Annotated in this window: 21 protein-coding genes and 1 tRNA gene; 6 read left to right on the top strand and 16 right to left on the bottom strand. The window is 59.8% G+C overall.

The window, feature by feature from the left end; all coding sequences use genetic code 11:
- Nucleotides 1-96: 96 nt before the first annotated feature.
- A complete protein-coding gene (carB, locus tag Q1A00_RS05425) occupies nt 97-3,387 on the bottom strand; it encodes a carbamoyl-phosphate synthase large subunit (RefSeq protein WP_298400776.1) in 3,291 nt (1,096 codons plus the stop codon).
- A gap of 765 nt (nt 3,388-4,152) precedes the next feature.
- On the opposite strand from carB, the gene Q1A00_RS05420 reads away from it, so the two are divergent.
- Entirely contained in the window at nt 4,153-4,767 is a 615-nt protein-coding gene (locus tag Q1A00_RS05420; RefSeq protein WP_298400779.1) for a cold shock and DUF1294 domain-containing protein, read from the top strand.
- 6 nt (nt 4,768-4,773) lie between these two features.
- On the opposite strand, the gene Q1A00_RS05415 is transcribed toward Q1A00_RS05420, so the two are convergent.
- The 6 genes from Q1A00_RS05415 to Q1A00_RS05390 form a co-directional block, all read right to left on the bottom strand.
- Nucleotides 4,774-4,864: transfer RNA gene (locus Q1A00_RS05415), tRNA-Ser, on the bottom strand.
- 77 nt (nt 4,865-4,941) lie between these two features.
- Nucleotides 4,942-5,979, bottom strand: coding sequence for a glycosyltransferase family 4 protein (locus Q1A00_RS05410; protein WP_298400783.1), 1,038 nt, complete (start codon nt 5,977-5,979; stop codon nt 4,942-4,944).
- Entirely contained in the window at nt 5,976-6,359 is a 384-nt protein-coding gene (locus tag Q1A00_RS05405) for a hypothetical protein (RefSeq protein WP_298400785.1), read from the bottom strand. Before Q1A00_RS05405 ends, Q1A00_RS05410 begins: the two co-directional genes overlap by 4 nt.
- Nucleotides 6,356-7,264, bottom strand: a complete 909-nt coding sequence (locus tag Q1A00_RS05400; RefSeq protein WP_298400788.1) for a MoxR family ATPase — start codon at nt 7,262-7,264, stop codon at nt 6,356-6,358. The genes Q1A00_RS05405 and Q1A00_RS05400 overlap by 4 nt, the downstream gene beginning before the upstream one ends.
- 91 nt (nt 7,265-7,355) lie before the next feature.
- Nucleotides 7,356-8,024, bottom strand: coding sequence for a TIGR04283 family arsenosugar biosynthesis glycosyltransferase (locus Q1A00_RS05395; protein ID WP_298400792.1), 669 nt, complete (start codon nt 8,022-8,024; stop codon nt 7,356-7,358).
- A 313-nt stretch (nt 8,025-8,337) separates the two neighbouring features.
- The gene (locus Q1A00_RS05390) at nt 8,338-9,444 is read right to left on the bottom strand and encodes a class I SAM-dependent methyltransferase (protein WP_298400795.1); all 1,107 of its coding nucleotides are present in this window, start codon (nt 9,442-9,444) and stop codon (nt 8,338-8,340) included.
- A 123-nt stretch (nt 9,445-9,567) separates the two neighbouring features.
- Here Q1A00_RS05390 and Q1A00_RS05385 point away from each other — a divergent pair, with 123 nt between their 5' ends.
- The 3 genes from Q1A00_RS05385 (at nt 9,568) to Q1A00_RS05375 (ending at nt 12,656) form a co-directional block, all read left to right on the top strand.
- Complete coding sequence (locus tag Q1A00_RS05385; protein WP_298400799.1) at nt 9,568-10,200, top strand: uracil-DNA glycosylase; 633 nt, start codon at nt 9,568-9,570, stop codon at nt 10,198-10,200.
- A gap of 37 nt (nt 10,201-10,237) precedes the next feature.
- Nucleotides 10,238-10,828, top strand: coding sequence for a hypothetical protein (locus Q1A00_RS05380; RefSeq protein WP_298400802.1), 591 nt, complete (start codon nt 10,238-10,240; stop codon nt 10,826-10,828).
- Between the two features lie 157 nt (nt 10,829-10,985).
- Entirely contained in the window at nt 10,986-12,656 is a 1,671-nt protein-coding gene (locus tag Q1A00_RS05375) for a ribonuclease J (protein ID WP_298400805.1), read from the top strand.
- Between the two features lie 48 nt (nt 12,657-12,704).
- Here Q1A00_RS05375 and dcd read toward each other — a convergent pair whose 3' ends face one another.
- The 4 genes from dcd to serC form a co-directional block, all read right to left on the bottom strand.
- Nucleotides 12,705-13,265: a dCTP deaminase gene (dcd, locus tag Q1A00_RS05370; RefSeq protein WP_298400807.1), complete on the bottom strand. Its 561-nt coding sequence runs from the start codon at nt 13,263-13,265 to the stop codon at nt 12,705-12,707.
- A 124-nt stretch (nt 13,266-13,389) separates the two neighbouring features.
- A complete protein-coding gene (locus Q1A00_RS05365; RefSeq protein ID WP_366917416.1) occupies nt 13,390-14,493 on the bottom strand; it encodes a glycosyltransferase family 4 protein in 1,104 nt (367 codons plus the stop codon).
- A 3-nt stretch (nt 14,494-14,496) separates the two neighbouring features.
- Nucleotides 14,497-14,892 (bottom strand): VOC family protein, encoded by a 396-nt coding sequence (locus tag Q1A00_RS05360; protein WP_298400812.1) that lies wholly within the window; start codon nt 14,890-14,892, stop codon nt 14,497-14,499.
- Nucleotides 14,885-15,967, bottom strand: a complete 1,083-nt coding sequence (gene serC, locus Q1A00_RS05355; RefSeq protein WP_298400815.1) for a 3-phosphoserine/phosphohydroxythreonine transaminase — start codon at nt 15,965-15,967, stop codon at nt 14,885-14,887. The genes Q1A00_RS05360 and serC overlap by 8 nt, the downstream gene beginning before the upstream one ends.
- Nucleotides 15,968-16,195: 228 nt before the next feature.
- Here serC and Q1A00_RS05350 point away from each other — a divergent pair, with 228 nt between their 5' ends.
- Nucleotides 16,196-17,479 carry an NAD(P)/FAD-dependent oxidoreductase gene (locus Q1A00_RS05350; RefSeq protein ID WP_298400817.1) on the top strand — a complete coding sequence of 428 codons (1,284 nt, stop codon included), beginning with the start codon at nt 16,196-16,198 and terminating at the stop codon, nt 17,477-17,479.
- Nucleotides 17,480-17,555: 76 nt separating this feature from the next.
- The gene (locus Q1A00_RS05345; protein WP_298400820.1) at nt 17,556-18,203 is read left to right on the top strand and encodes an SH3 domain-containing protein; all 648 of its coding nucleotides are present in this window, start codon (nt 17,556-17,558) and stop codon (nt 18,201-18,203) included.
- Nucleotides 18,204-18,274: 71 nt separating this feature from the next.
- Here Q1A00_RS05345 and Q1A00_RS05340 read toward each other — a convergent pair whose 3' ends face one another.
- The 5 genes from Q1A00_RS05340 to Q1A00_RS05320 form a co-directional block, all read right to left on the bottom strand.
- Nucleotides 18,275-19,525: an ABC transporter permease gene (locus Q1A00_RS05340; protein ID WP_298400823.1), complete on the bottom strand. Its 1,251-nt coding sequence runs from the start codon at nt 19,523-19,525 to the stop codon at nt 18,275-18,277.
- Nucleotides 19,526-19,553: 28 nt separating this feature from the next.
- Entirely contained in the window at nt 19,554-20,360 is an 807-nt protein-coding gene (locus tag Q1A00_RS05335; RefSeq protein ID WP_298400826.1) for an ABC transporter ATP-binding protein, read from the bottom strand.
- 114 nt (nt 20,361-20,474) lie between these two features.
- A complete protein-coding gene (locus Q1A00_RS05330; protein ID WP_298400831.1) occupies nt 20,475-22,235 on the bottom strand; it encodes an efflux RND transporter periplasmic adaptor subunit in 1,761 nt (586 codons plus the stop codon).
- A gap of 3 nt (nt 22,236-22,238) precedes the next feature.
- A complete protein-coding gene (locus Q1A00_RS05325) occupies nt 22,239-22,883 on the bottom strand; it encodes a TetR/AcrR family transcriptional regulator (RefSeq protein ID WP_298400834.1) in 645 nt (214 codons plus the stop codon).
- Between the two features lie 353 nt (nt 22,884-23,236).
- Nucleotides 23,237-23,575: a zinc-ribbon domain containing protein gene (locus Q1A00_RS05320; protein ID WP_298482670.1), complete on the bottom strand. Its 339-nt coding sequence runs from the start codon at nt 23,573-23,575 to the stop codon at nt 23,237-23,239.
- Between the last annotated feature and the right edge of the window lie 488 nt (nt 23,576-24,063).

Below are 24,063 nucleotides of genomic sequence, written 5' to 3'. Positions count from 1 at the left end.
CAGAGGACAGTTTATATCACCAAACCCCTCTGCGCCGCTTTGCAGTCTTGGGCGCCTTTGCGTAGAGCCGGACGCCGTCTAGCTCTACTGGGGACGTTACACCTTTTCCAACGCTGACCGTTCTTGCAGCGATAGCAACGTCCATTGGCCAGCGCGCATAGCTTGGATCGCTTGCACCGCCGCTGCTGCTCCCGACAGCGTGGTCAAGGTCGGCACACCATACACAATCGCGGCCCGGCGGATGGCCCCCTCGTCAAAGAAGCTGGCCTTGCCGAGCGGTGTGTTCACGATAAGGGCAATCTCACCATTCTTGATATAGTCAACCGCATTGGGTCGGCCCTCGTTCACCTTGTAGATTGGCTTCACCTCAAGACCGTGCTGTTGAAGAAAGGCAGCCGTGCCGCTGGTGGCCAGCAGTTTGAAGCCGAGGGCTGCTAAATCACGGGCAATTGGCAACAGATTGGCCTTGTCGCGGTCGTTGACGCTGAGGAAGGCATTGCCGCTGGTGGGTAGGTGACTATTGCACGCCATCTGCGCCTTGGCAAACGCCTCACCAAACGTCGCGCCGCTGCCCATCCCCTCGCCGGTGGACTTCATCTCTGGGCCGAGCAGCGTGTCAACGCCACTGAAGCGCGACCACGGCAGCACAACTTCTTTGACGTGGTAGCGCTGCTCGCTCGTCACATCCAACCGGTAGCGGGGCAGATTAACCATGGCCGGATGCATGATCTCAATGCGACCATGCTCGTGCCGCAGCCGCGCGCCGGCGGCGCATTGCACCGCCAATTGCGCCCACGGTACACCGGTCGCCTTGGCGACAAAGGGCACGGTACGCGAGGCGCGCGGGTTGACTTCGAGCACGTAGACAACACCGTCTTTCATCGCGTACTGGATATTCATCAGGCCGACCACCCCCAGCGCGCGGGCCAATTGCTCGGTATACCGGCGCATAGTTTCGACGTGCTCTTCGGCCACCATGTAAGTTGGGATCACGCAGGCGCTATCGCCGGAATGAACGCCGGCCAACTCAATTTGCTCCATAATCCCGGCAATCACAACCGTCTCGCCATCGCAGATCGCGTCGACATCCATCTCAAACGCATCTTCGAGGAAGCGGTCAATTAACACCGGATGCTCCGGCGAAGCGGCGACCGCCTCACGCATATAGCGTTCGAGGGCAGCGTCGTCGTAAACAATCGCCATCGCCCGCCCACCCAGCACGTAGCTGGGCCGAACTACAACTGGATAACCGATCCGGCGGGCTACGGCGAGCGCCTCTTCCCACGAGGTGGCGCTGCCATGTTCGGGGGCGGGAATATGCAACTCCTTCAACAACGCGCCAAACCGGTCACGATCCTCGGCCAGATCGATCGCTTCGGGGGCCGTGCCCCAGATTGGTACCCCGATTGCTTCGAGCGCCCGCGCCAATTTGAGTGGCGTCTGCCCGCCAAACTGAATGATCACGCCATCGGGCCGCTCTTCGTCAACCACGTTCAACACATCTTCGAGGGTCAGCGGCTCGAAATAGAGCCGGTCAGCGGTATCGTAGTCGGTCGAGACCGTCTCTGGGTTGCAGTTGACCATAATGGTCTCGTAACCAAGAGCACGCAGCCCAAAGACGGCGTGGCTACAGCAATAGTCAAACTCGATGCCCTGCCCGATCCGGTTGGGGCCAGAACCAAGGATCACCACCTTCTTGCGATCGGACGGCTCCGCCTCATCTTCGCTTTCGTATGACGAATAAAGATAAGGCGTGTAGGCGGGGAACTCGGCAGCACAGGTATCAACGCGGTGAAAGGTCGGGCGAATGCCGAGCGCCAGACGGCGCTGACGCACCGCCAATTCTGCCGACCAGCGCTGCGGGCCGGGAGGCACGCGCAGCAAGTGGGCAAGCTGCGCATCGCTGAACCCCATACGCTTGGCTTGGCGCAGCAGATCGGGCGGGATGGTGTTGAGATCAAAGGCGCGCAGGCGGCCTTCAAGATTGACGAGCTGCTCGAGCTGACGGATGAACCACGGATCGATCTTGGTCAGCGCACTAATCTGCTCGACCGACATCCCGCTTTGCAAAGCATAGCGAATGTAAAACATGCGATCAGGATGGGGCGTAATCAACCGCTCGCGCAACCGTTCCGGCTCAATCGCATCGCGGCCATCGGCACCCCACCCAGCTCGCCCCTGCTCGAGCGAGCGCCACGCCTTCTGAAAGGCTTCGGGGAAGGTACGCCCGATCGCCATCACCTCACCGACCGACTTCATCGACGTGGTGAGCGTCTGATCGGCTTGGGGAAACTTCTCGAAGGTGAAGCGCGGAATCTTCACCACCACATAGTCGAGGGTCGGCTCGAACGAGGCCGGCGTCTCGCGCGTGATGTCGTTCGGCAACTCATCGAGGGTATAGCCGACAGCCAACTTCGCTGCAATCTTGGCAATCGGAAAGCCAGTTGCTTTCGAGGCCAACGCTGACGAACGTGAGACACGGGGGTTCATCTCGATCACGTAGATGCGGCCATCGGTGGGCGAAACGGCAAACTGAACATTGGAACCACCGGTTTCAACACCGACGGCGCGCAACACTGCCAACCCCATATCGCGCATCCGCTCGTACTCGCGGTCGGTGAGGGTCATCGCCGGGGCAACCGTAATGCTATCGCCGGTATGCACGCCCATCGGGTCAATATTCTCGATCGAGCAGATGATAACGCCGTTATCGTTGCGGTCGCGCATCACCTCTAGCTCAAACTCCTTCCAGCCCAGCACACTCTCTTCGATCAACACTTGCGATACCGGTGAAGCATCGAGACCACGTTCAACAATGGCGCGGAACTCTTCCATGTTGTAGGCAATGCCGCCGCCTTCGCCGCCGAGAGTGAACGAAGGTCGAATAATGGCCGGGAAACCGGTCTGCGCCACCACTGCCAGCGCCTCATCGAGCGTGGTCGCGGTACCAGAACGTGGCACCTGCAAGCCAATTTCGATCATTTTATCCTTAAAGCGTTGGCGATCTTCGGCGATACGCACCGCTTCGACCGATGCGCCAATCAGCTCGACGCCATACGTAGCGAGGATACCGGCCTCGTGCAGGGCTACCGCCAAATTGAGCGCAGTTTGACCGCCGACGGTGGGCAAAATCGCGTCGGGCCGCTCACGGGCAATGATGCGTTCGAGACTAGGGACGGTCAACGGTTCGATGTAGGTAGCGTCGGCGAGGCTGGGATCGGTCATGATGGTGGCCGGGTTGGAATTGACGAGTACCACCCGGTAGCCCTCTTCGCGCAACGCCTTACACGCTTGAGTGCCGGAATAGTCGAATTCGCAGGCTTGGCCGATCACAATTGGGCCAGAGCCGATAATGAGAATAGTATGGAGATCGGTGCGCTTCGGCATCTTTGTCTCAGACTCCTTTGGCGCGGAGCAAACCAGCGCGCCCCGCACGGCGCTGCTTGATTATACAATACGATTGATGAAGGTTTCACGATGCCGGTCTGGTGGAGAAAGAACAAACTGCTGGGGAACAGGGCAACCCGGCCCAAAGGGCCGGGCTGTGGTTACGAAGCCCGCAGTGCGGGTTGGCTCTCACCCCGGCCCCCTGCTCCTACCTCACGGCGGGAGGGGGGAAGCGGCTGTGTTACCGGCACAGTCACGTGTTGAGGTGGAAGGAATGATCGCCCCACTCCCGCGCCAGTGGGAGCGAGGCTGGGGGTGAGGGTGAAACGGCGCATTCCAAGACTATCAACCGTATTTTTGCTCATGTATTCTGTTCGCCCCTAAACCCGCTGGACGAGGGGGGTTAACTCCCTCCCCCAGCGGGGGAGGGCTGGGGTGGGGGCTGTGCCACTGCTCTGCGGGGTTAACTCACCCCCTCGCCATAACAACCGCACACGCCCCCCCATTCTCCGCTTGTCATTGCGAGCCGCCAGAGACGGCGAAGCGATGCCCGCCGAGCACGAGAGTTACCCGCTGCGGGGGCGTTTTCTGCTGAAGCGGGAGATGGCTGCAGGCGCGCGGGCAGCGCGACGCACTGCCCCCACGCGCCCTCGCAACAACAACTGTACACGCCCTATGCCATAACATCACTCCTATTTGACCGAAGATGTTTGGCGTGGTATTCTTTTTCGTAAAGGTTTCATCATTTCACTTATCATTATTACCATGAACAACCAACGCTATATTGGCCGTATTGTCACGTGGAAAGCGCAGGAAAAGTACGGCTTCATTCAAACGCCGAACCACCCCAATGACATCTTCTTTCACATCAACCAATGCTATCACCGCGATTGGCTGCCGCAGATTGGTGAACTGGTCAGATTCGAGGTTGGCCAAGATGCACAGGGGCGTCTGCAAGCGATCAACGTCGAGTCGCAGTCGCCGGCACCACGCATCGCGCCGCCGCGGGTCAATCCGGGCGATACCATACTGGCGCTGCTGGTATGTGCGGCGTTCATTGCCCTGCTCGGACTAGCAACGATCACGGTAGGGCTATCGGTATGGATTATCGGCTGGTATCTGGCGGCCAGTGTAGTGACACTGATGCTCTATATCGAAGACAAACAGCGTGCGCAGCACGGCGTGCGGCGGATCCGCGAAAAGACACTGCACTGGTGGGAGTTGCTCGGTGGGTGGCCGGGGGCGTTGATCGGGCAAGAGCTGGTGCGCCACAAAGTCAGCAAAGGATCGTATGCGAGCGTGTTCTGGTGGATTGTGTGGCTGCACCTACTGGGGTTGATCGGGTACATCGTGGTGCGCATCGGTCTGGCGACTTGGTAATAGCGGTGGCGGGCAGGGTGGGATTCGAACCCACGACAGCGTTGCCGCTGTACGGCATTTCCAGTGCCGCGCACTAGACCAACTATGCGACCTGCCCGCACCGTTTGCGATATTACCACAAGGTGACGGGTGGTGCAAGAGTGTGTTCGCTACGGCATAGCAGGTGATAAACGACTATTTACCGACCAAAGCCGTCACAACCCTTTCCCACGTAATCGCGTCAACCAGCGGGCGGCCCGCGCACCCCAAGCGGGCCGCTTCAACCGGATCGGCAGTCAGCCGGTCGAGATGTACGGCAATCGCCGCCGGGTCGGGCGGCGAGACGAGGCCGTTCTCGCCGTGACGAACAAATTCGAGCACGCCGCCAGCGTCATCGGTCGTAATCACCGGCCGGCTAGCGCCGAACGCTTCCACCGTGGCAAAGCCGTAGTCTTCATCGATCGGTGCGTAGTAGACGGCGCGGGCATGGGCGTATAGGTCGATCAATTCGTTATCAGCTACAAACCCACGAAAACTGACTCGTTCACCGAGACCAAGGTCGGCAGCGAGACGTTGGAGGCGGTCGCGGTCGGGGCCGGTGCCGGCGATGATAACGCGCACCGGTGTGGTGGTACGGGCTAGCGCCGCCAGCAGCAAATCGATCCGCTTGGCGCGGTCGAGGCGGGCCGGCGAGAGGATGTAGTCGTGGTAAGGCCCGGCCCACAACTGCCCGGCGTAGCGGCTCGGCGGGTAGAGCGGCGTGCTGCTGAGGCCGTTGAAGCGTTCGAGCCGGCGACTGACGTTGCGCGAGATGGTATAGCGGGCTTGGCATTCGCTGAGCGCGCGCCCGTCGATGCGAAAGATCTGTTCGCGCACTGCACGATGGGCGGGTGAGCCGTCGAAATCACTGAGCGAGGTACCGTACCAGTCGTAGGCTTGCCGATGCTGATGCACCAACCAGAGCACCTTGCGCGGATGGCGAATAAGGTATGACGGGAATTTGGTTGCAATCACGAGGTCAACCGCTTCGCCGTTGACGTGGCTAATGTCAAGCAGCCGCCACGCCAGCGCGCTGTCGATAATCCGTTCCACTGGATGCCATTGAAAGGGCAACGCCACCACATCAACGGTGTGACCACGGCGCTGCAACTCGTCGCGCAGACTCTCGACCAGATACTCAGCGCCACCCCGCGTAAAGGGCACCTGCGTAGCACAGATCAAGATACGGCTCATGATGATGGTGAGGACTGTTGCAACTGAGCGCGCAACGCAGCCAATTCGGCGCGCAAAGCAGCATTCTCAGCGGCCAGTAGGCGAATAGCACGGGCGGCAGTGTCGTTGAAAGCGTTCTGCTGCTCAACGATCGGGTTAATGTACCAGCGCAAGTAGCGGCGCACCACCTTGTTGACAAAGGCCATCACTTGCTCAAGCGGATTACGCCCTTCAAGCGGCCAGTGCGCACTGACCACGCGAGTATATTCGAGTTCTTCCACCACCCGCTGCAACTCACGCTCGGCAGGGGTTGGCTCAGCCGCCGGCAATGCCGCTCGTTGAGCGCGCACCTCGGCTCGCAACGCCGCCAACGTCGCCGCAACATCAATCTCGCTGCTCATGACACACTCACACTTGCCCGTTTCAACAACTCGTTCAACCGCTGCCCGCGCACCTGCGCGATGTCGTCTTGATACTTCAAAATCGCGCCTAGTGTATCCTCGACTGCCTGCGGCGTCAACTCGGTTTGATCGAGCGCGACCAGCGCCGTCACCCAATCGAGCGTCTCAGCCACACCGGGCAGCTTATAGAGATCCATCCGGCGCAACTCTTGCACAACCAGCACCACTTGCCGGGCTAGCCGCTCGCTTGCGCCGGGCACGCGGGCCTTGACGATCTGTATCTCTTTATCAAGAGTCGGATAATCAACCCAGTAAAAGAGACAGCGTCGCTTAAGCGCATCATGCACTTCGCGGGTGCGGTTCGAGGTAATGATCACGGTTGGCGGCGTCTCGGCGCGGATAGTGCCGATCTCCGGGATCGAAATCTGCCAGTCCGAGAGCAGCTCAAGCAGGAAGGCTTCAAACTCCTCGTCAGCGCGGTCGAGTTCATCAATCAGCAAGATCGGCGGCCGGTCGCCACGAGCCTCGATCGCCTGTAGTAGCGGGCGCTTGATCAAAAACTCCGGGCCAAAGATGCTCTGCTGAGCGGCGGCATGCTGGGCGGTACCTTGGGCTTCGAGCAGGCGGATCTGCAACATTTGGCGGGCGTAGTTCCACTCGTAAATGGTGGTGTTCACATCAAGCCCTTCATAGCATTGCAGCCGAATCAACTCGCGGCCCTGCACGCGCGCGAGCGTCTTGGCGATTTCAGTCTTACCAACGCCGGCCTCACCCTCAAGCAACAGAGGCTTGTTGAGTTTGAGGGCCAAAAAGATAGCAGTGGTCAAGGCACGATCGGCAATGTATGCATGTTCGGCAAGGGCCGCTTGCAATTCGTCGATCGAGGCAAAAGAAGCATACGTCATAACAGCGCGCTCCGCAGGGTTAGATTTCTTTCTCAATTGTACACCGACTCGGGATACTGTGTATTTGCACAACGAGCGCAACTCTTTCGCCTCACCGATACTGGCGCGCAATCTCGTAGGGCGAAACGCCACTCAGGTATTGCAACCATAACCAAACATCGTGCAACAGTTGACGGAGAATACCGTTAGCGCGAAAGCGGCGGGCCGAGGTTACAACCTGTGCCGGCACAACATGGACGCGAGTACGAGCGCGGGCACGACGGAAGAGTTCAACGTCTTCGAAGAGCGGCCAATCAGGAAAGCCACCGAGTACACGAAAGAGATCGCGCCGCATCACCATACACTGATCGCCGTAGCTAGTGAGCAGCGAGTCGAACCACATCAAGCGGGCAGCCAACGCCAACAGCCAGTCGGGATCATCGAACGAGAGGCGAAATTTGGCGACTTGCACCTGCGGATCGGCGAACATGCCGCGCAGGAGCGGGAAGGCATTGACCGGTAAGCGCGTATCGGCGTGCAAAAAGACAAAGATGTCACCGCTGGCGATGGCCGCGCCAGCGTTGAGTTGGGGGCCGCGACCGCGCGGCGCCAGCACCAGCCGCGCACCGGCAGCACGGGCCAGTGCCGGCGTGCCATCGTGGCTACCGCCATCGGCCACAATTACCTCGATTGCGGGATCAAGTCGGCGCACAGCTTGCACGCACGCTGTGATGTGATCGGCTTCGTTGAGCGCAGGAATGATGACGCTGAAGGTTGGCATAGGGTCTTTCTCCTTGGATCGCTGTTAGCCCAATCTCAAGGGGCCTCGTCGTAATAGCTCCAAAGAAACACAAAAGGCACAAAACCATGTTGCGCCGGTTGTGTGTTGTCGTGGCTATGTTTCTCACCCCTAAAGGGTCAGCCTACTGGGATGAAGCCCGCTGCGCAGGCTGATAACCGCTCCAAGGTGCCGGGGATAATTCCCATCACCAACCCTTTGCGCACCTTTGCGTCCTCTACGCCTTTGCGTTTAGCCCCTCACCCCTTAAACCTCAAGGGGGAAGAGTGGCAAAACAACCTCTAACCTTGCCCCATTACCGCCGGCGCAACAAAAAGATATATTCGTGCTTGAAGACGTAAAAGCCGCCAGCCAAAGCCCGGTAGCGCCAAAGATCGGCGCTGCCGCGCTTACCGAGGGTGCCGGTAAAGTTTTTGACGATAATGCTCTTGAGGCTAAACCCACAGGCCCGGATCGCTTCCATCGCTTGAAAGCCGAGCGGACACCATTCACCGTGGCGGTAGGTGTCGCCAATCACCAACACCAAGTAGCGGCCCCGGTCGAGCACCGCCGCCACCCGTTCGGCAACTAGGGTAAGGCGGGTAAGAAATTCGTCAATACTCGGCGCATTTGACAGATCGCGTGGATCGTCGCTAAAGCGAATAATGTCGTGGTAAGGCGGATGGAGCAACACCAACTGCACGCTAGCTGCACCGTATCGGCCTAGCAACGCTGGAAAATCCATTAACAGACTGTCGCCCTGCTCGATAGCTGCAACCGTCGGGTGCGCCGGCGGTTCCGCAGCTAGTAGCTGTTGGACGCGCTCTACCATCGGCGCTTGCAGTTCAACACCGATTACGTGGCGACCGAGGCGGCGGGCCTCAATCAGCGTCGTACCCGAACCGGCAAATGGGTCAAGTACCCACTCGCCGGGGCGAGTATAGCGGCGGATGAACTGGCGGGGAATTTGGGGCACGAAATTGCCCCAGTAATCAGCCCGATGCACCCCCGAATTGTCGCGCCGCTCGATCAACCAGAGGCTATCGGTCAAGATGTCGTCATACTCTTTCCAGCGGTGCAGATCGATATCACTGGCTGGCGCAAACCGTTGCGCCTCGAGCGCGCGGCGCAAGCGGGCCACATAATAGCGGGCGCGTTCGAGCGTGCGGGCCGCAGCGATCTGATCGAGTTCGCTATGCAACACCGCTGGCGTGAAGCAAACCGCACACTCGCCAGCATGATGCAACGGATCACTGAGATCGGCCAAACGCCGGCGCAGTTCGGCAACTCCACCACGCAGCTCGGCAAGGGCCGGCGCTGCCAGCAGCACATCGAGCGCTACTGTCAGCAGCTCACGGTTGAGCTGCCACTGGGGCGACTCGGCATCTGGCGGCAACTGGGCCGAAGGTGAACGTCCGGTCATCGGAAGCATTCCTGCTGGAATCAGTCATTGTTATGGTTAGTGTAGCATAAGATAGAGCGAATGTCATTGCCATTGGTATGCTATAATAAAGAAGGTAAAGCTGAAACATGCAAGGATGGGCGTGTGACAGCCAGTGATATCTTGTTTACGATTGCCCAAGAGGTGCAACACTGCACTGCCTGTAACCTTCATCGCGGGCGCACCCGCGCCGTGCCCGGCGAGGGGCCGGCCAACGCGCGGGTGATGTTGATCGGCGAAGGCCCCGGTTACCACGAAGACCGGCAGGGCCGGCCCTTTGTCGGGCCGTCCGGCCAATTCTTGACTGACCTGCTCGCACTGGCCGGGTTGCGTCGCGATGAAGTCTATATCGCAAATGTCGTCAAGTGCCGGCCACCGCAAAACCGCGATCCTGAGCCGGACGAAATTGAGACTTGTACCAAACTCTTTTTGATGCGTCAGATTGCGGCCATTGATCCGGCAGTGATTGTGACGCTGGGTCGCTTTTCGATGGGCCTGTTTCTGCCCGGCGAGCGGATTTCGCGCATCCACGGCCAACCTCGTTATGTCAATGGACGATTAATTGTGCCGATGATCCATCCCGCCGCCGCTTTGCACCAGCCCCAAAACCGGCCATTGCTGGAAGAAGATTTTCGCCGCCTGCCCGTCATCTTGGCCGATGCCGAACGCCAACGGAGCGCGGCTGCCCCAGCAACGCCGCCAGCCGATGAGCCGCCCGAGCAGCTCCGTCTCTTCTGACCATTGGCCGCCCATTGCCGGTGGTGTGACCAAATCAATGTCACGATCCTATCGTCTCTCGCCGGCTGGCCGGCGCAACAATCTATTGATGATTACAGTTGCGATGCTCCTCTGGGTCTTCACCCTGTGGAGTTTTGCCAGCACGCTGCGCCTCAGCCTTCATCCGGCAGCGTTCTGGGCCGATCTGCAACGAGTGTTCGCCCAACCGCCCGCGATCGAACAAGCGGCGCCGGCGCTGTTGTTGTTGGTGCTCATTGTCGCCACACCACTGCTGATCTGGAACCTGATTGCGGAATGGGACGCTGCGTTCACGCCCGCTGACGAAGGTCTAACCTACGAAGCTATGGGTGTACGGTTGTGGTGCCCGTGGAAAGAAATGCTTGCGTTACGACCCTCACCCGCGGTTACTGATGAAGCGGTTGTCGTCTATTGTCGGTGCGATCCGGCGGAAACGATTGCTAACCCGCTCTTGCGCTGGCTCCACCGGCAGGCCCATGGCCGGCAACAGTTGGTTATCGGCCCAGATATCGAGCACCGTGACGAATTGGTCGCGCAGATCGAACAAGGAATGGCCCGCACACAAACACGGGCCAAGGTGTTAGCAGTTGACCATGCGCCGACGGCATGATACGGCGCATGTGGGTGTGGTCTGAACAGGGTTGTGCCAAACCCTGTCATTATATCGTTCGTTTGGGCGCAACCGCAGATGCGCCCTTCAGCAAACGTTGAATATAGCGTATCAGAAAGGAGCAAGGGTCGCTGGTACACCGGCCCTAAAGAAACCTATGGCCAAACAACGTCTCCGTGTGATTCCACTCGGTGGCGCCGGGGAGGTCGGCCGGAACATGTGGGTGGTTGAGTATGGCGACGATATCGTCATCCTCGACTGCGGTGTCATGTTTCCCGATGCCGATATGCTCGGCGTTGATCTCGTCTTGCCTGACATTACCTATTTGCGCGAGAAGACGAATCATATTAGAGGGATTCTTATTACCCATGGTCACGAAGACCATATCGGCGCTGTGCCACATTTGATCGCCGAACTCGATTTCCCGCCAGTGTACGGCACGAAGCTCACGCTTGGCTTGCTCAGCAACCGGCTTAAAGAGCACCGGCTGCAAGATAAGGTAACGACCGTTCAAATTACCGAGCGCGAGCCGTTTCAATTGGGCAGCTTCACGGTGGAAGCATTTCATATTGCCCACTCGATTCCTGATACCGTTGGCTTCGCGATTACGACTCCCGCCGGTCTGTTGATCTACCTGACCGACTGGAAGCTGGATCATACGCCGGTTGATGGCCGCCCGACCGATCTTGAGAAGATCGCTGAGCTAGGCAACCGCAAGCCGCTGGTGCTGGTGACCGATTGCGTGCGGGTTGAGTCAAAGGGCTATACCCCGAGCGAAGCCACAGTCGGCGAGGCGTTCGACAATATCTTTGCTACCGCTCCCGGACGGATCATCGTCGCCACGTTTGCCTCGAATATCAGTCGCGTGCAGCAGGTGATCGACTCGGCGGAAGCCTATGGGCGTAAGGTGATGCTGGCTGGACGCAGTATGGAGACCAATGCGCGGATTGCGTTCGAGCTGGGTTATTTGCGCGCCGATGAGGGCACCATCATCCGCCCGCACGAGATGTCGGCTTACCCCGATGACCAAATCGCCATCGTCTGCACCGGCAGCCAAGGCGAGCCAATGGCCGCGCTGAACCGGATGGCCAACCGCGACTATCCGCACGTCAAGATTAAACCCGGCGATACGGTTGTGTTCTCGGCTACCCCCATCCCCGGCAACGAGGTCAGCGTTAATAAGGTGATTAACAATCTGTTCAAGCTCGGGGCCGATGTGATCTACGGTCCCGAAGCCCGCGTCCATGTGTCGGGCCACGCTGCGCAAGAGGAGCTGAAGCTGGTGTTGGCCCTGCTGCGCCCCAGCTTTATTGTGCCGTTCCACGGCGACTACCGGCATCTGATGCTCTACCGCAAACTGGCGACCAATATTGGGATAGTCCCCGATGGCGAGCGGGTGCTGTTGGCCGAAGGCGGCTCGATTATGGAGTTCTCTCCCGGCTATGGCAAAATCACCGGCAAGGCGCCGGTCGGTTACATCTACGTTGATGGCACAACGGTCGGCGATGTCGGCAATGTGGTAGTGCGTGACCGCCAACTGCTGGCCAAAGACGGCATGCTGATCGTGGTGGTGAGCATTGACAGCGCCACCGGCGAATTGGTCGCCGGGCCAGATGTGGTCTCGCGCGGTTTTGTCTATATGCGCCAGAGCCAAGATTTGATCGAAGCGACGAAGGAGACGGTGCGCGCCGCGCTGGCGAACAAGAACGGTGCCGGTTCGGTTGATGCGGCGTATATCAACCGCAAGATCCGCGATGTGGTGAGCGAATTCCTCTACCGCGAGACGCGCCGGCGGCCGATGGTGTTGCCGATGGTGATGGAAGTGTAGGAGCACAGCGTAGGGGTACAGCGACGCTGTACCCCTACGCTGTGCCGCTTACGGATCGATCCGCGGCAAGACGATCCCGGTTTGGCCTTGATATTTCCCCTTTTTATCGGCATACGACACCTCGCACGGCTCGTCGCTCTCGAGAAACAAGACTTGCCCAATGCCCTCGTTGGCGTAGATGCGCGCCGGGAGCGGCGTGGTATTGCTGATTTCGATCGTCACATGCCCTTCCCACTCTGGTTCGAGCGGGGTGACGTTGATGATGATCCCGCAGCGGGCATAGGATGATTTACCGATCACGATGCAACTGACCGTGCGCGGGATGCGAAAATATTCCAACGATTGGGCTAACGCAAACGAGTTGGGTGGAATATCGACATACTCGGCGCGAATGTCAACAAACGAGCGCGGATCGAAGTTCTTTGGATCGACCAGCGCGTTGTATACGTTGGTAAAGACCTTGAAGTGGTCAGTGACCCGCATGTCGTAGCCATACGAGGTCAAGCCATACGAGATGACGCCCTGCCGCACCTGATGATCGACGAATGGCTCGATCATGCCGTGTTCGAGCGCCATGCGCCGAATCCAGCGATCGGATTTGATCGGCATGGTGGTATTCCTCCTGTGGTTGGGTAGTGCGCCGTCGAGATGGACAACCGTTTGTCGCTTCGTTATGGTTGAACGCGCAAAGAGCCAACTTTTCACGAGGGGGGGATCGCTGCGCCTTCCCCTTTCACGTTTCCAGCATCGCCTGATACACCGCAACATAGCGGCGGGCAATCGCTGCCTGCGTAAACTCGGCCAGCACGCGCGCTCGGCCGCGCCGAGCAAGTTCGGCGCGCAGTTCAGGCTGGTCGATCAAGCGGCTGAGCGCCGCGCGCAACGCAGTCACATCGCCTTCCGGGAAGACGAGACCGGCTGCGCCGATCACCTGCGGGATTTCACCGCAAGTCGAGCCGATCACCGGCACGCCACAGCTCATCGCCTCGATCAGCACCCGCCCGAACTGCTCTTTCCAGTTGGGTTGGGTACGCGACGGCAAGACCAATACATCCAGCTCGCGCATCGCTGCCGGCACGGCCGTGCTGCTCACCGCCGGTAAGACCTCGACTTGCGCGCTGAGACCCAGTTCTGCCGCCAGTTGCAACAGCCGCGGACGCTCGATCCCGTCGCCGATCAGCCGTAACCGCGCATTGGCCGGCAAGCCGGCTAACGCCGCTACCAGATCGGTCACCCCCTTTTCCGGCACCAGCCGGCCTACATAGCCGATGATAAAGGCATCGTGCTGGCGTAGCCCATCCGCTGGCGCAAAGAGATCAGGATCAACGCCAAACTGGGGAATAACACTGATCGGGCCATCATAGCCATGCCGGCGGATAATCGCCGCCGCTTCTTGATTGCCGGCAATGGCATGCGCGGCATGGCGTAGGTTGTAACGCTCGAACCAACTGAACGGCGGTGGGTAGCGACGGTCAATATTGGCCCAGTTGTAGAAACAACAGCGCGCGCCTATTGCTACCCCTTCCCGCATAGCCAGAAAGGTGGCGAGATTGAAGCTCTCTTCATCGATATGGAACACCTGTGGGCGTAAGTGCCGGATGAGCGGGCGCAGGCCGCGGTAGAAGTGAATGTGATGATGGCCATTCAAAACCATCGGGAGGGTCAAGAGCGTATACCCAGCGGTGAAGCACCGTTCAAGCGGGATCATTCCCACCCGCGGCTCGCGCCATCCCGACGGCGCGAGCACCGTCAATTCCACCCCCAACCGCGCGATCTCCTCCAGCTTGCGCTGGTAAGCACCGGCGACCACGGCCTTTGAAAGCATCACGACACGCATAGGCTAGCGGTTCTTGCCTCCATCGTCATCGAACGGATGCAGAAACCGCTGCACTTCCAGCCGGTAGCCATCCGGATCGCGGGCAAAGAAGTGGTAAATGCGGTAACGCGGATTCTCGCGCGGCGGACCGTCGGTCGCAACGCCAGCAGCGACCAGCCGCCGGTAGACCGCATCAACATCGGCGGTCACGACGGTCAAAATTAGGCGATCGTCGGCGATGGGTGGCGCGGCTTGCTGGCACAGGCCAAGGTAGCCACTGCGCGCCACCCGATAGATATGAATGCCACCTTGATCAAGCACAAGCGGCAAGCCGAGCGCCGCGCCGTAACAGGCAGCGCTGGCTTGCAAATCGGCAACCGGAAAAAACGTGATCGCGGCGGCGTAAGGTTGCTCATCCATACCGCTCGGCAAACTCCCGCATAAAGCTCGCCAACGCCGCCGCCGACTCGGGCGAGACCGCGTTATAGAGCGAAGCGCGGATACCGCCGACCGAGCGGTGCCCGGCCAAGCCGACCATCCCGGCGGCCTGCGCGTCACTCAAGAATTGCTTTTCGAGTTCGGCAGAAGGCAAGCGGAAGGTGACATTCATCAGCGAGCGCGCCTCTGGCGCCGCGTGACCAACGTAGAAGCCATTGCTAGTGTCAATCGCCTCGTAGACCATTGCTGCCTTGCGCGCGTTACGCTCGGCCATTGCTGCCAACCCACCTTGCTCCTTGATCCATTCCAGCACCAGATTAACCATATACACCGCAAATACCGGCGGCGTGTTGTAGAGCGAGTTGTTCTTGGCAAAGGTGGCGTAGCGCATAATCACCGGCAGATCCTTGCGCCCGCGCTCGATCAGGTCTTGCCGGATCACCACGACCGTGACTCCGGCAGGGCCGAGATTCTTCTGTGCGCCAGCATAGATCAGGGCAAAGCGATGAGCAGGGAAGGGGCGCGAGAGGAAGTCGCTGCTCATATCGGCGACCAGTGGCGCCGGCGCGAAATCGGGCAGTTCAGCCGGCCACTGCACACCCTGAATTGTTTCGTTGGTGGTGATATGGAGATACGCCGCTTGCGGGTCGGACGTTAATGCCTCCGGCTCGGGCAAGCGACGATAACCTTCAGCCGCCGTGCTTGCCAGCAAGCGGGTATTGCCGATCCGTTGCGCCTCTTCATAAGCCTTCTCACCCCACGAACCGGTGATGATATACTCGGCCACACTGCCGGCGGGCAAAAAGTTAAGCGGGATCAGCGCAAACTGCATTGATGCACCGCCCTGCATGAAGAGGACGCGGTAATCATCGCTTAACCCTAACAGTGCCTTGAGATTGGCCTCAGCAGCGGCGTTGATCGCCTCGTACTCTTTACTACGATGGCTCATTTCCAGAATCGACATCCCTGTGCCGTGGTAATCGGCCAATTCCGCTTGCGCGCGCGCAATCACTTCGGGCGGCAACGCCGCCGGGCCGGGATTGAAGTTGTGGATCATCGGTCGCCCCCTTTACCCTTGCGAGCAGGCTTGTCGTAAGTCATAGTATACTCGAAAACAGGGAAGGCAACGGCGCAAAGGCATGGATTGGATGTAGGCACTTGAGCGCACTGAAAACATATCTTACGTATTCTCTGCGCCTTTGCGTGAACACATCTTCATACCTTTGCCCCTCTGCACCTTCGGTTTGCAAGCATAGCGTTCGCTCTAGCCTAGAAGGATTGTTGCATGCACATACTCATTATTGGCGGCGGGGTGGCCGGTTTGGTCTGCGCCCGCACACTGCACCGCGCCGGCTATCAAGTGACGTTGATCGAAGCAAGTGATGGGCTAGGGGGAAGAGTGCGTTCGGATCGGGTTGAAGGCTTCGTGCTTGATCGCGGGTTTCAGGTACTCTTCACCGCCTACCCAGCAGCGCAGCGTCAGCTCAACCTCACTGCACTCGATCTCCGGGCTTTCGATCCCGGCGCAATTGTGGCATGGGGTGGTCGGCGCGAGGTGTTGACCGACCCGCTGCGCGACCGTGATCCGTCCGCTCTCATCGGCGCGGCGCTGGCCAGCGTCGTATCGCCCGCCGACAAGCTGCGCACGCTGCGCCTCGCAATGCGACTACGCCAACAGATGATTGACAATCTTCTTGCCGGACCCGATCAAAGCACGCTGGCTGAACTCAAGGCGCTTGGCTTCAGTGACCACATGATTGACCGCTTCTTCCGCCCCTTCTTCGGCGGCATCTTTCTCGACCGCTCGTTGCAAACGAGTGCGAAATGCTTTCGCTTCAATTTCAAGATGATGAGCGAGGGACAGACGGTTGTCCCCAATCGCGGCATGGGAGCGATTGCCGAGCAGCTTGGGGCCGAATTAGTGGCCGCCGGTAGGGTACGGCTGAATACCCGTGCGACAGCGTTAATCACGCGTGATCAGCACGTGCGCGGTGTGCAGTTAGCTGATGGCAGTGAACTGTTCGCCGATGCAGTAGTATTAGCAACGCCGGCGCCTGAGACTGCTCGGCTAAGTGGGCTGCCGGTACCGGAAGGTAGCCTCGGTTCATCGTGCGTCTGGTTGGCTACCCGCCATCCGCTCTACCGCGGTAAAAAGTTGCTACTTAATGCCAATGATGATGCTTTTGTCAATACGCTAGCCCCTATGAGCGCAGTAGCACCGGGATATGCACCTGCCGGTTGGTATCTCTATGCCGCCGCCGTGATTGGCGTCTCTGATCGTGATGAAAGTACAATCGTGGCACGGGCCATAGTTGATCTGCACCGTATCTTCGCGAACGAAGCAGTGGCGACTACAGCATTAGCGAATGCCCGTATCTTACGGGTGGATCGCATCCCCTTCGCCCAATTTCCGCAGCCGCCCGGCATCCATCCCAACCTACCCGACAACCGCACTAGCCGGCCCGGATTATATCTGGCTGGCGAATTGACCGAAGCGAGCAGCATTAATGCAGCGATGTTAAGTGGCGAACGCTGCGCCGAAGCGATTCGGGCCGATCTTCCCCGGTGACGAATCGGCCTGAACCATCTATAATGCATCTAACCGTAGATACGGTTGGCAGGGTCGCTGGGAAGGAGCAAGGGAGATGATCAACTTCGGCGGTAAGAAAAACGAGGGGGATACGAATGAGGGCATCAGTCAAGCGATGCGCTCGATGAGTGATCAGATCGGGCGACAAGCGCAAGAGATTAAGCGGCTGCAAGAGGAACTCGAGTCGGCACAACAAGATGCCGCCGCCGCCGAAAAGGCACGCAAGGCATTGGCCGCCGCCGAGGCACGCATGGCGCAGATGGAGGCTGAGCTGAAACAATTGAAGGAACAACTAGCAGCGGCCACCACTGCCGGCGCCGCAGCGGCGACAGGCGGTAAAAGCGCGGGCGCTCCAGCAGAGAGTAGCAGTGTCGCTAGTGCCATTTCCAGCGCCCTCAGTAGTGGCGGCGCGGTCAAGATTGGCCCCAGTACGCCAGCTCCTGCCGCGGCTGCACCGGCTGCTGGCGGGTTGCAGATAGGTGGCGTGGCCTACGTGCAAAAGGCCGGCGGCAAAAACCTGCGCCTGCGCAACGCTCCCGGCCTTGACTCAACTGTGCTCGACGGGTTGCCCCCCGGTACACAGTTGACGCTGCTGGCCGGCCCGCAAGAGAAAGACGGCTATCCGTGGTGGCGCATCCGCACCGCCGATGGCCGTGAAGGGTGGGTAGCCGGCACCGAATTGGTGACCACGCCGGAACATTGATCGCAATTGCAGATCGGCGCAGAGCCGCACGGGCCGGATCGGGAGCCGTGCGGCTCTACGTATGGTTACGGTTATTCGTACCGTAAAGCCTCAATCGGCGGCAACAACGCCGCCCGCCGGGCCGGGTAATATCCGAACCCAATCCCGATTGCTGACGCAAACCCTAACGCCAGTACAATCCCGATCCACGAAATGCCGGTGTTGATCCCGCTGGCAGTGCTGATCAACCACACGATACCGATCGCGCCGATCACGCCGATCAGGCTGCCGACCAGACTGAGTGCCACCGCCTCCATCACAAACTGGCCGAGCACATCGCCATCGCTAGCTCCCAGCGCCTTGCGCACGCCAATCTCGCGGGTGCGTTCAGTCACCGCCACCAGCATAATGTTCATAATCCCAATCCCACCGACAACCAAACTAATACCGGCGACCACCGCAATAAACCCGGTGATGGCGGTACTAATCCCGGCCAGTACATTCAGCGCCTGCGTCGGCGTTTGCAGGTTGAAGTCATTGATCACACCCTCCGGCACATTGCGCGCCGTGCGCAGCGTGTTCTCGATCAAGGCCACCGCCTCGGTGACTTGCTGCTCACTTTGCAAGCCGAGCAAAATACTGCTCATGCGCAGTCCCCGGCCCGGCAGATCGAGATCACCGATCAAGCGCAAGCGCATGGTGCTGACCGGGGTAAAGATGCGGCCATCGGTCGAGAAGGGGCCGCCGTTTTCGTTAATGATGCCGACAATCTCAATCGGCTGGCCATTGACCTCAATCGTTTGGCCGATCACATTGCGCAGTGCCGCTTTGTCAGCGCCAAACAGATCGCGCGCCACCAGCCAGCCTAACACACCAACCCGCGCACCTTCCGCTTCATCTTCCGGGGTGAGGAAGCGGCCATACAACATTGGTGTGCGCTGCACTTGCGGGTAATCTGCACTCGTGCCGACTAGCAGCGTCTGCAAGGCGACCGCGCCGGCACGGGCCTGCGTGCTAATCGTGATCTCCGGTGCGATAGCGCGGAACAGATCGGGCCGGTTGGCAACCATCGTTTCGAGTACGTGATAATCTTGCACCGAGAGCAAGCCGTAGCCGGGCACGTCACGCGCACCCTTTGCTCGCGGATCACCCGGCGTAACCGCAATCCGGCGGGTGCCAAGATCAACAAACTGCTCGAAGACTTGGCCTTGCAGCGCATTGCCGAGCGAGAGCACCGCGACCAGTGTGCCGGCGCCAATAATCACGCCAAGCATCGTGAGAAGTGAGCGAAATTTATTGGCGCGTAGGCTATCAAAGGCCATGGCGATCAGTTCAGTGAACATGCCTCTTCCTCTTCCCGGTTATCTACTGCTATGACGCCGACTCATCGGCTGGCCGACGCACCACCGGCACTGGCACCGGCTCAAGACCACGAGTGCGCTCGACCTCTTCCAATACTTCGACGCCGTAGTACTCGCTGAGAATGTTGTCAACCAGCCGCCCATCACGCAACCCGATCACTCGATCCATGTGGCGGCCAATTTCGGGATCGTGGGTAACGATGATGATCGTGCGCCCCTGATCGCGGTTCAGTTCGCGGAACAGGGCCAAAATCTCGGCCCCGGTGCGCGTATCGAGCGCGCCGGTCGGTTCGTCAGCCAGAATGATGGCCGGGTCATGCACCAGTGCACGGGCAATTGCTACCCGCTGCTTCTGGCCACCCGACAGCGTGTTGGGCAGGCTGTCGAGCTTATGGCCCAAGCCAACCGCTTCGAGCGCCGCGCGGGCGCGGGCGGCCCGCTCGCGGGCGCCGACCCGCCCATACACGAGCGGCAATTCGACATTCTGCTGCGCGGTGAGGCGTGGCAACAGATTAAAGTTCTGGAACACGAACCCTAACTTGCGATTACGGATGCGCGCTTGCTCGTGCCGGGTTAGGCTTGAGGCATCGATCCCGTCGAGGATGTATTGGCCAGAGGTCGGGCTGTCGAGCAACCCGATCAACGTCATCAGCGTGCTCTTGCCACTGCCCGATGGTCCCATGATGGCAACCATCTCGCCTTCGGCAATCGTCAAGCTAATGTCGTCGAGCGCGACAAATTCGCCATCACCGGTCGGGAAGGTCTTGCGAATGTTCCGTAATTCAACGATCGGGCGGCTTACATATTCAGTCGTCACAGAAGTCTCCCTTCTGGTAATGTTATGTTTACTATATGCCGGAGTTGTGACGAAGTTTGGTGCTCGCGTCACAACTCAGCCGGTTTCCTGCTAGTCAACTGCGCGGCCATGTCACTACCGCACGACGACCTGCTCGCCGTCAGTCAAACCGCTCTTGATCTCGACCACGCCATTGGCACGCAAGCCTACTAGCACCGAACGTTCCACGAGTTTGCGCTGGCCGTTCTCATCCGTCGTCACTACCTCAACTAGCGTTTTCGCGCCAACGTTACGCACCGCCGTAGCCGGGATCTGCAACACATTGCTGCGGGTAGCAGCGACAATTGCGGCGCTGATGGTCATACCGGGGCGCACCGGCTGGCCAGCGGGGTCGAAGGCAACCGTGACCCGGTAGGCGGTGACGGCGCTAGTACCGGCGGGCAGCGGTTCAATATTGACCACCTGCCCGCTAAAGGGCGGCGCATTGAGGGCCTCAACGTTTACCTCGACCGGCTGGCCAATTGCAACGCGGGCAATATCCACTTCATCAACCGTCACCTTAACGAGGTAGCGGCTCACATCAATCAACACAATCGGTGCTTGGCCGCTGACCGCTTCGCCGGGGGTAACATTGATGGCGGCAACCATGCCGGCGAATGGCGCGCGCAGGGTGGCTTCGTCGAGCCGAATGCGGGCAGCTTCGAGCTGGGCCTGCGCTTGGGCTAGCCGAGCTTCGGCACGGGCAATATCGCTGGCACGCGGATCGGCGGTGAGTTGGGCCAAGCGCGCTTGGGCCGCTTCAAACTGGGCCTGCTGGGCCGCGATAGCATTCTGGCGAGATGCGCCGGTCAGGCGAGCTAATTCGGCTTCAGCGCGGGCCAATTGGGCGCGAGCAGCGGCCACTGCATCGGCGCTTGGCCCGGCCAGCAGCGCGTCGAGATCGGCTTGCGCGCTGGCGACCCGCGCCTCGGCGGCGGCCAAGCCGCTGATCTCGTTCTGCACAGCAGTTTGGTAGGCGATCTGCGCCTGCGCCAGCGCCGCTTCAGCGTCGGATAGGGCTAGCTTCGCCCGCTCGAAGGCACGCTCGAAATCGCGCTGCTCGGTCTCGTTGAGCGAACGGCCAGTGCGCGGATCGGTGCCGTTCGCTTTGACGTGCTCCCAATTCCAGTAGGCATCGCTATAGGCGCTCTGAGCGTTGCGCACCACATTCGCCTGCGCTTCAACCCGGGCCAGCGCATCCGACTTCGCCGCCGACAACAGCTCGCGCTGGCGATCAAGCTCGGCTTTAGCCTGCGTGAGCGCCGTCTCAGCCCGCACCCGCTGCTCGCTTGGCGGGCCTTCCAATAGCTTCTGCAACCGCGCGCGCGCCTCCTCAACCGCAGCCTGTGCCGCCGCTATATCAGCCGGGGTCACACTCGTTTGAGTCTGGGCCAACCCAGCCTGCGCCGCCGCTACCAACGCAGCGGCCTCGGCCCGCTGTTCAGGAGTAGCCCGCTCACGCAGGGCTTGCACATCAGCTTGGGCCAGCGCCACCGCCGCCTCGGCAGCCGCTACATCAGCGCGCAACTGGCGATCGTCGAGCCGGAGCAACGGATCACCGGCGGCCACCGTCTGACCAACCGTTACTAACACCTCTTGCACCCGTCCGGGCAGGGTCAAACTCAGCTCAGCTGTCTGATTCGGCTCAACTGAACCGGTTGCATTGACGGTCAAGCGCAAATCGCCGCGAGTGACGGGGACAACCGTCACTCCGGCCAGCGGATCAACGGTAGAGGTCGAAACAAAACGAATGACGACGGTTGCGATCACAGCGATCAATAAACCGGCAGCGATCAACACCGGCAACGAAAGGCGGGGAAATCCGATCCGAGGGCGTGACTGCGGTAAGGTACTCATAGATTATGACATCCCTGTTGAAGACTTGGGCGCGGCCTGCGTGCCGGCGCCGCGCAGAAACAGATCAACCAAAAGGGCCGGTGAAACGGCGCCGGTCCAACGCAGCATCGGATGGGCCGGCGTCAATTCATGAAAGGTCTCGCACAGACTGAGAAAGAGCATGGCTAACATCGCCGGGGCTATATCGGCACGCACCATCCCGGCGGCGCTGGCCTCGTGCATGACCGTTGTCAATGGTGCAAACAAGTGCTGGTAGAACGCGGCGCTGAGGCGCGTGCGAGCCGTCTCGCCGAGATGCTCCATCATCTCGTGGCGCATCGTGCGCATGTCGCCCTCGTAGCCGGTAATCAACAGCGTTGCCATTGCCTGCAACCGCTCAACGAAGGGCCGGTCAGAAGCAGCGATCTCGGCTAATGGCTGATGCATTGTTGCGAGCACTCGTAGCCCCATCTGCACAAAGAGATCTTCTTTGTCGCCGAAGTAGTAATAGAGAGTCGGTTTCGTTACGCCGGCGGCGTGAATAATGTCGTTAATCGAAACGGCCCGGTAGCCGCGCTGCATAAAGAGTTGGGCTGCCACATCAAGGATGCGCAGCGCCGTCGGACTGTCACTGATGCGCGGATCGGGCGTAAGGTTGAGTTCTGCCATTTCACAGGATCAATCTGATTAATTATTACCGACCGGTAAGTAATATAGCAGAATGCAAAGCAATTGTCAATATTTTGAACATATTTTGCCAAACAGAGGAAGAACGTTGCGCTGGAAGGCCGCTCGATTAACGCCGTCCATCCCAGATCAGACAATAGGCGGGGGAACTCTGAACCCCGCTCGTTTATACAGAGAGCGGGGTCGGTGAAGCGAACAACACGCTCGGCTGACGACCACGGCGTTAGGAAGCGTGCAACAACCAAGCTGCTGCGGTCGCCACCGCTATATGAAGCAGCAACACAAACCCCGCTCCCGGCATTGGGGAGCGGGGCAAGGGGTGAAGTGACTATCGTTTAATACATCGCGCGCGAATCGCCACGCATTCGGTTAAAGCACGAGCTGCAGTAGACCGGCTTAGTACCGCGGGGTACGAATGGAACCGTGGTCTCTTGGCCGCAACTAGCGCACGTTACCCGATAATTGACTCGCTCGCGGGCAACTGGCGCAGCATGGCTGGCCCGACCCCGTTCGGGGACCGCGCTCATCTGCGATTTGCGCGCTTTGCGACACGACGGGCAACGCACCGGCTCGTTCGTGAAGCCTTTGGCAGCGTAAAACTGCTGTTCTCCCGCTGTAAACACGAAATCCATCCCGCAATCCCGACAGGTTAGGGTCTTGTCTGCGAAGCTCATGGCTCGCTACTCCTCTAGCAGAACAACGAAGGGTTTAGGTGGCCGGTGCGTGGGCTGCGTTGCGTCCGAACTCGACCGAGGGGGAGGCTCAGCAGGGGATCGCTCGCGCGTACCAGATCCGTACCATCTTTGAATATTGATTATACCAAATTTTTACTAGTGTGCAAAACGGCGCATAGGACGAACGGCGGAAAGGCCAATGCGGTGCGGAAGGGGCGGGTTTGAAACTCGCATTAAGCACCTGCTCGACGCAGTGGAAAGGCCCTGCACTCCAGCCCGCCCCCCGTTGAAGAGAGAGGGCGTGCTCCGGTCTCACGGGTGCGTCTGTAGGACGGAATTCATTCTGTCGTTCGCAAACGGCTGGGCGCGGGAGATATCCCCCCCACCCCTTGCCCCTCCCCCACAAGGGGGGATGGTGCCCCCACCCCTTGCCCCTCCCCCACAAGGGGGGAGGGGGAGGGTGCCCCCACCCCTTGCCCCTCCCCCAC

The sequence above is a fragment of the uncultured Chloroflexus sp. genome, assembly GCF_938091255.1.
GTDB lineage: Bacteria > Chloroflexota > Chloroflexia > Chloroflexales > Chloroflexaceae > Chloroflexus.
Note: the sequence above shows the minus strand (reverse complement) of the source record. Positions and strands in the feature narration are given on the sequence as shown.

Coding starts and splice junctions, on each gene's coding strand:
- Q1A00_RS05320 (WP_298482670.1), bottom strand. CDS start 23,575: ATGAGCTTCGCAGACAAGACCCTAACCTGTCGGGATTGCGGGATGGAT.
- Q1A00_RS05330 (WP_298400831.1), bottom strand. CDS start 22,235: ATGAGTACCTTACCGCAGTCACGCCCTCGGATCGGATTTCCCCGCCTT.
- Q1A00_RS05375 (WP_298400805.1), top strand. CDS start 10,986: ATGGCCAAACAACGTCTCCGTGTGATTCCACTCGGTGGCGCCGGGGAG.
- serC (WP_298400815.1), bottom strand. CDS start 15,967: ATGATCCACAACTTCAATCCCGGCCCGGCGGCGTTGCCGCCCGAAGTG.
- Q1A00_RS05340 (WP_298400823.1), bottom strand. CDS start 19,525: ATGTTCACTGAACTGATCGCCATGGCCTTTGATAGCCTACGCGCCAAT.
- Q1A00_RS05405 (WP_298400785.1), bottom strand. CDS start 6,359: ATGAGCAGCGAGATTGATGTTGCGGCGACGTTGGCGGCGTTGCGAGCC.
- Q1A00_RS05345 (WP_298400820.1), top strand. CDS start 17,556: ATGATCAACTTCGGCGGTAAGAAAAACGAGGGGGATACGAATGAGGGC.
- Q1A00_RS05410 (WP_298400783.1), bottom strand. CDS start 5,979: ATGAGCCGTATCTTGATCTGTGCTACGCAGGTGCCCTTTACGCGGGGT.
- Q1A00_RS05390 (WP_298400795.1), bottom strand. CDS start 9,444: ATGACCGGACGTTCACCTTCGGCCCAGTTGCCGCCAGATGCCGAGTCG.
- Q1A00_RS05360 (WP_298400812.1), bottom strand. CDS start 14,892: ATGGATGAGCAACCTTACGCCGCCGCGATCACGTTTTTTCCGGTTGCC.
- Q1A00_RS05325 (WP_298400834.1), bottom strand. CDS start 22,883: ATGGCAGAACTCAACCTTACGCCCGATCCGCGCATCAGTGACAGTCCG.
- carB (WP_298400776.1), bottom strand. CDS start 3,387: ATGCCGAAGCGCACCGATCTCCATACTATTCTCATTATCGGCTCTGGC.
- Q1A00_RS05400 (WP_298400788.1), bottom strand. CDS start 7,264: ATGACGTATGCTTCTTTTGCCTCGATCGACGAATTGCAAGCGGCCCTT.
- Q1A00_RS05350 (WP_298400817.1), top strand. CDS start 16,196: ATGCACATACTCATTATTGGCGGCGGGGTGGCCGGTTTGGTCTGCGCC.
- Q1A00_RS05420 (WP_298400779.1), top strand. CDS start 4,153: ATGAACAACCAACGCTATATTGGCCGTATTGTCACGTGGAAAGCGCAG.
- Q1A00_RS05380 (WP_298400802.1), top strand. CDS start 10,238: ATGTCACGATCCTATCGTCTCTCGCCGGCTGGCCGGCGCAACAATCTA.
- dcd (WP_298400807.1), bottom strand. CDS start 13,265: ATGCCGATCAAATCCGATCGCTGGATTCGGCGCATGGCGCTCGAACAC.
- Q1A00_RS05395 (WP_298400792.1), bottom strand. CDS start 8,024: ATGCCAACCTTCAGCGTCATCATTCCTGCGCTCAACGAAGCCGATCAC.
- Q1A00_RS05365 (WP_366917416.1), bottom strand. CDS start 14,493: ATGCGTGTCGTGATGCTTTCAAAGGCCGTGGTCGCCGGTGCTTACCAG.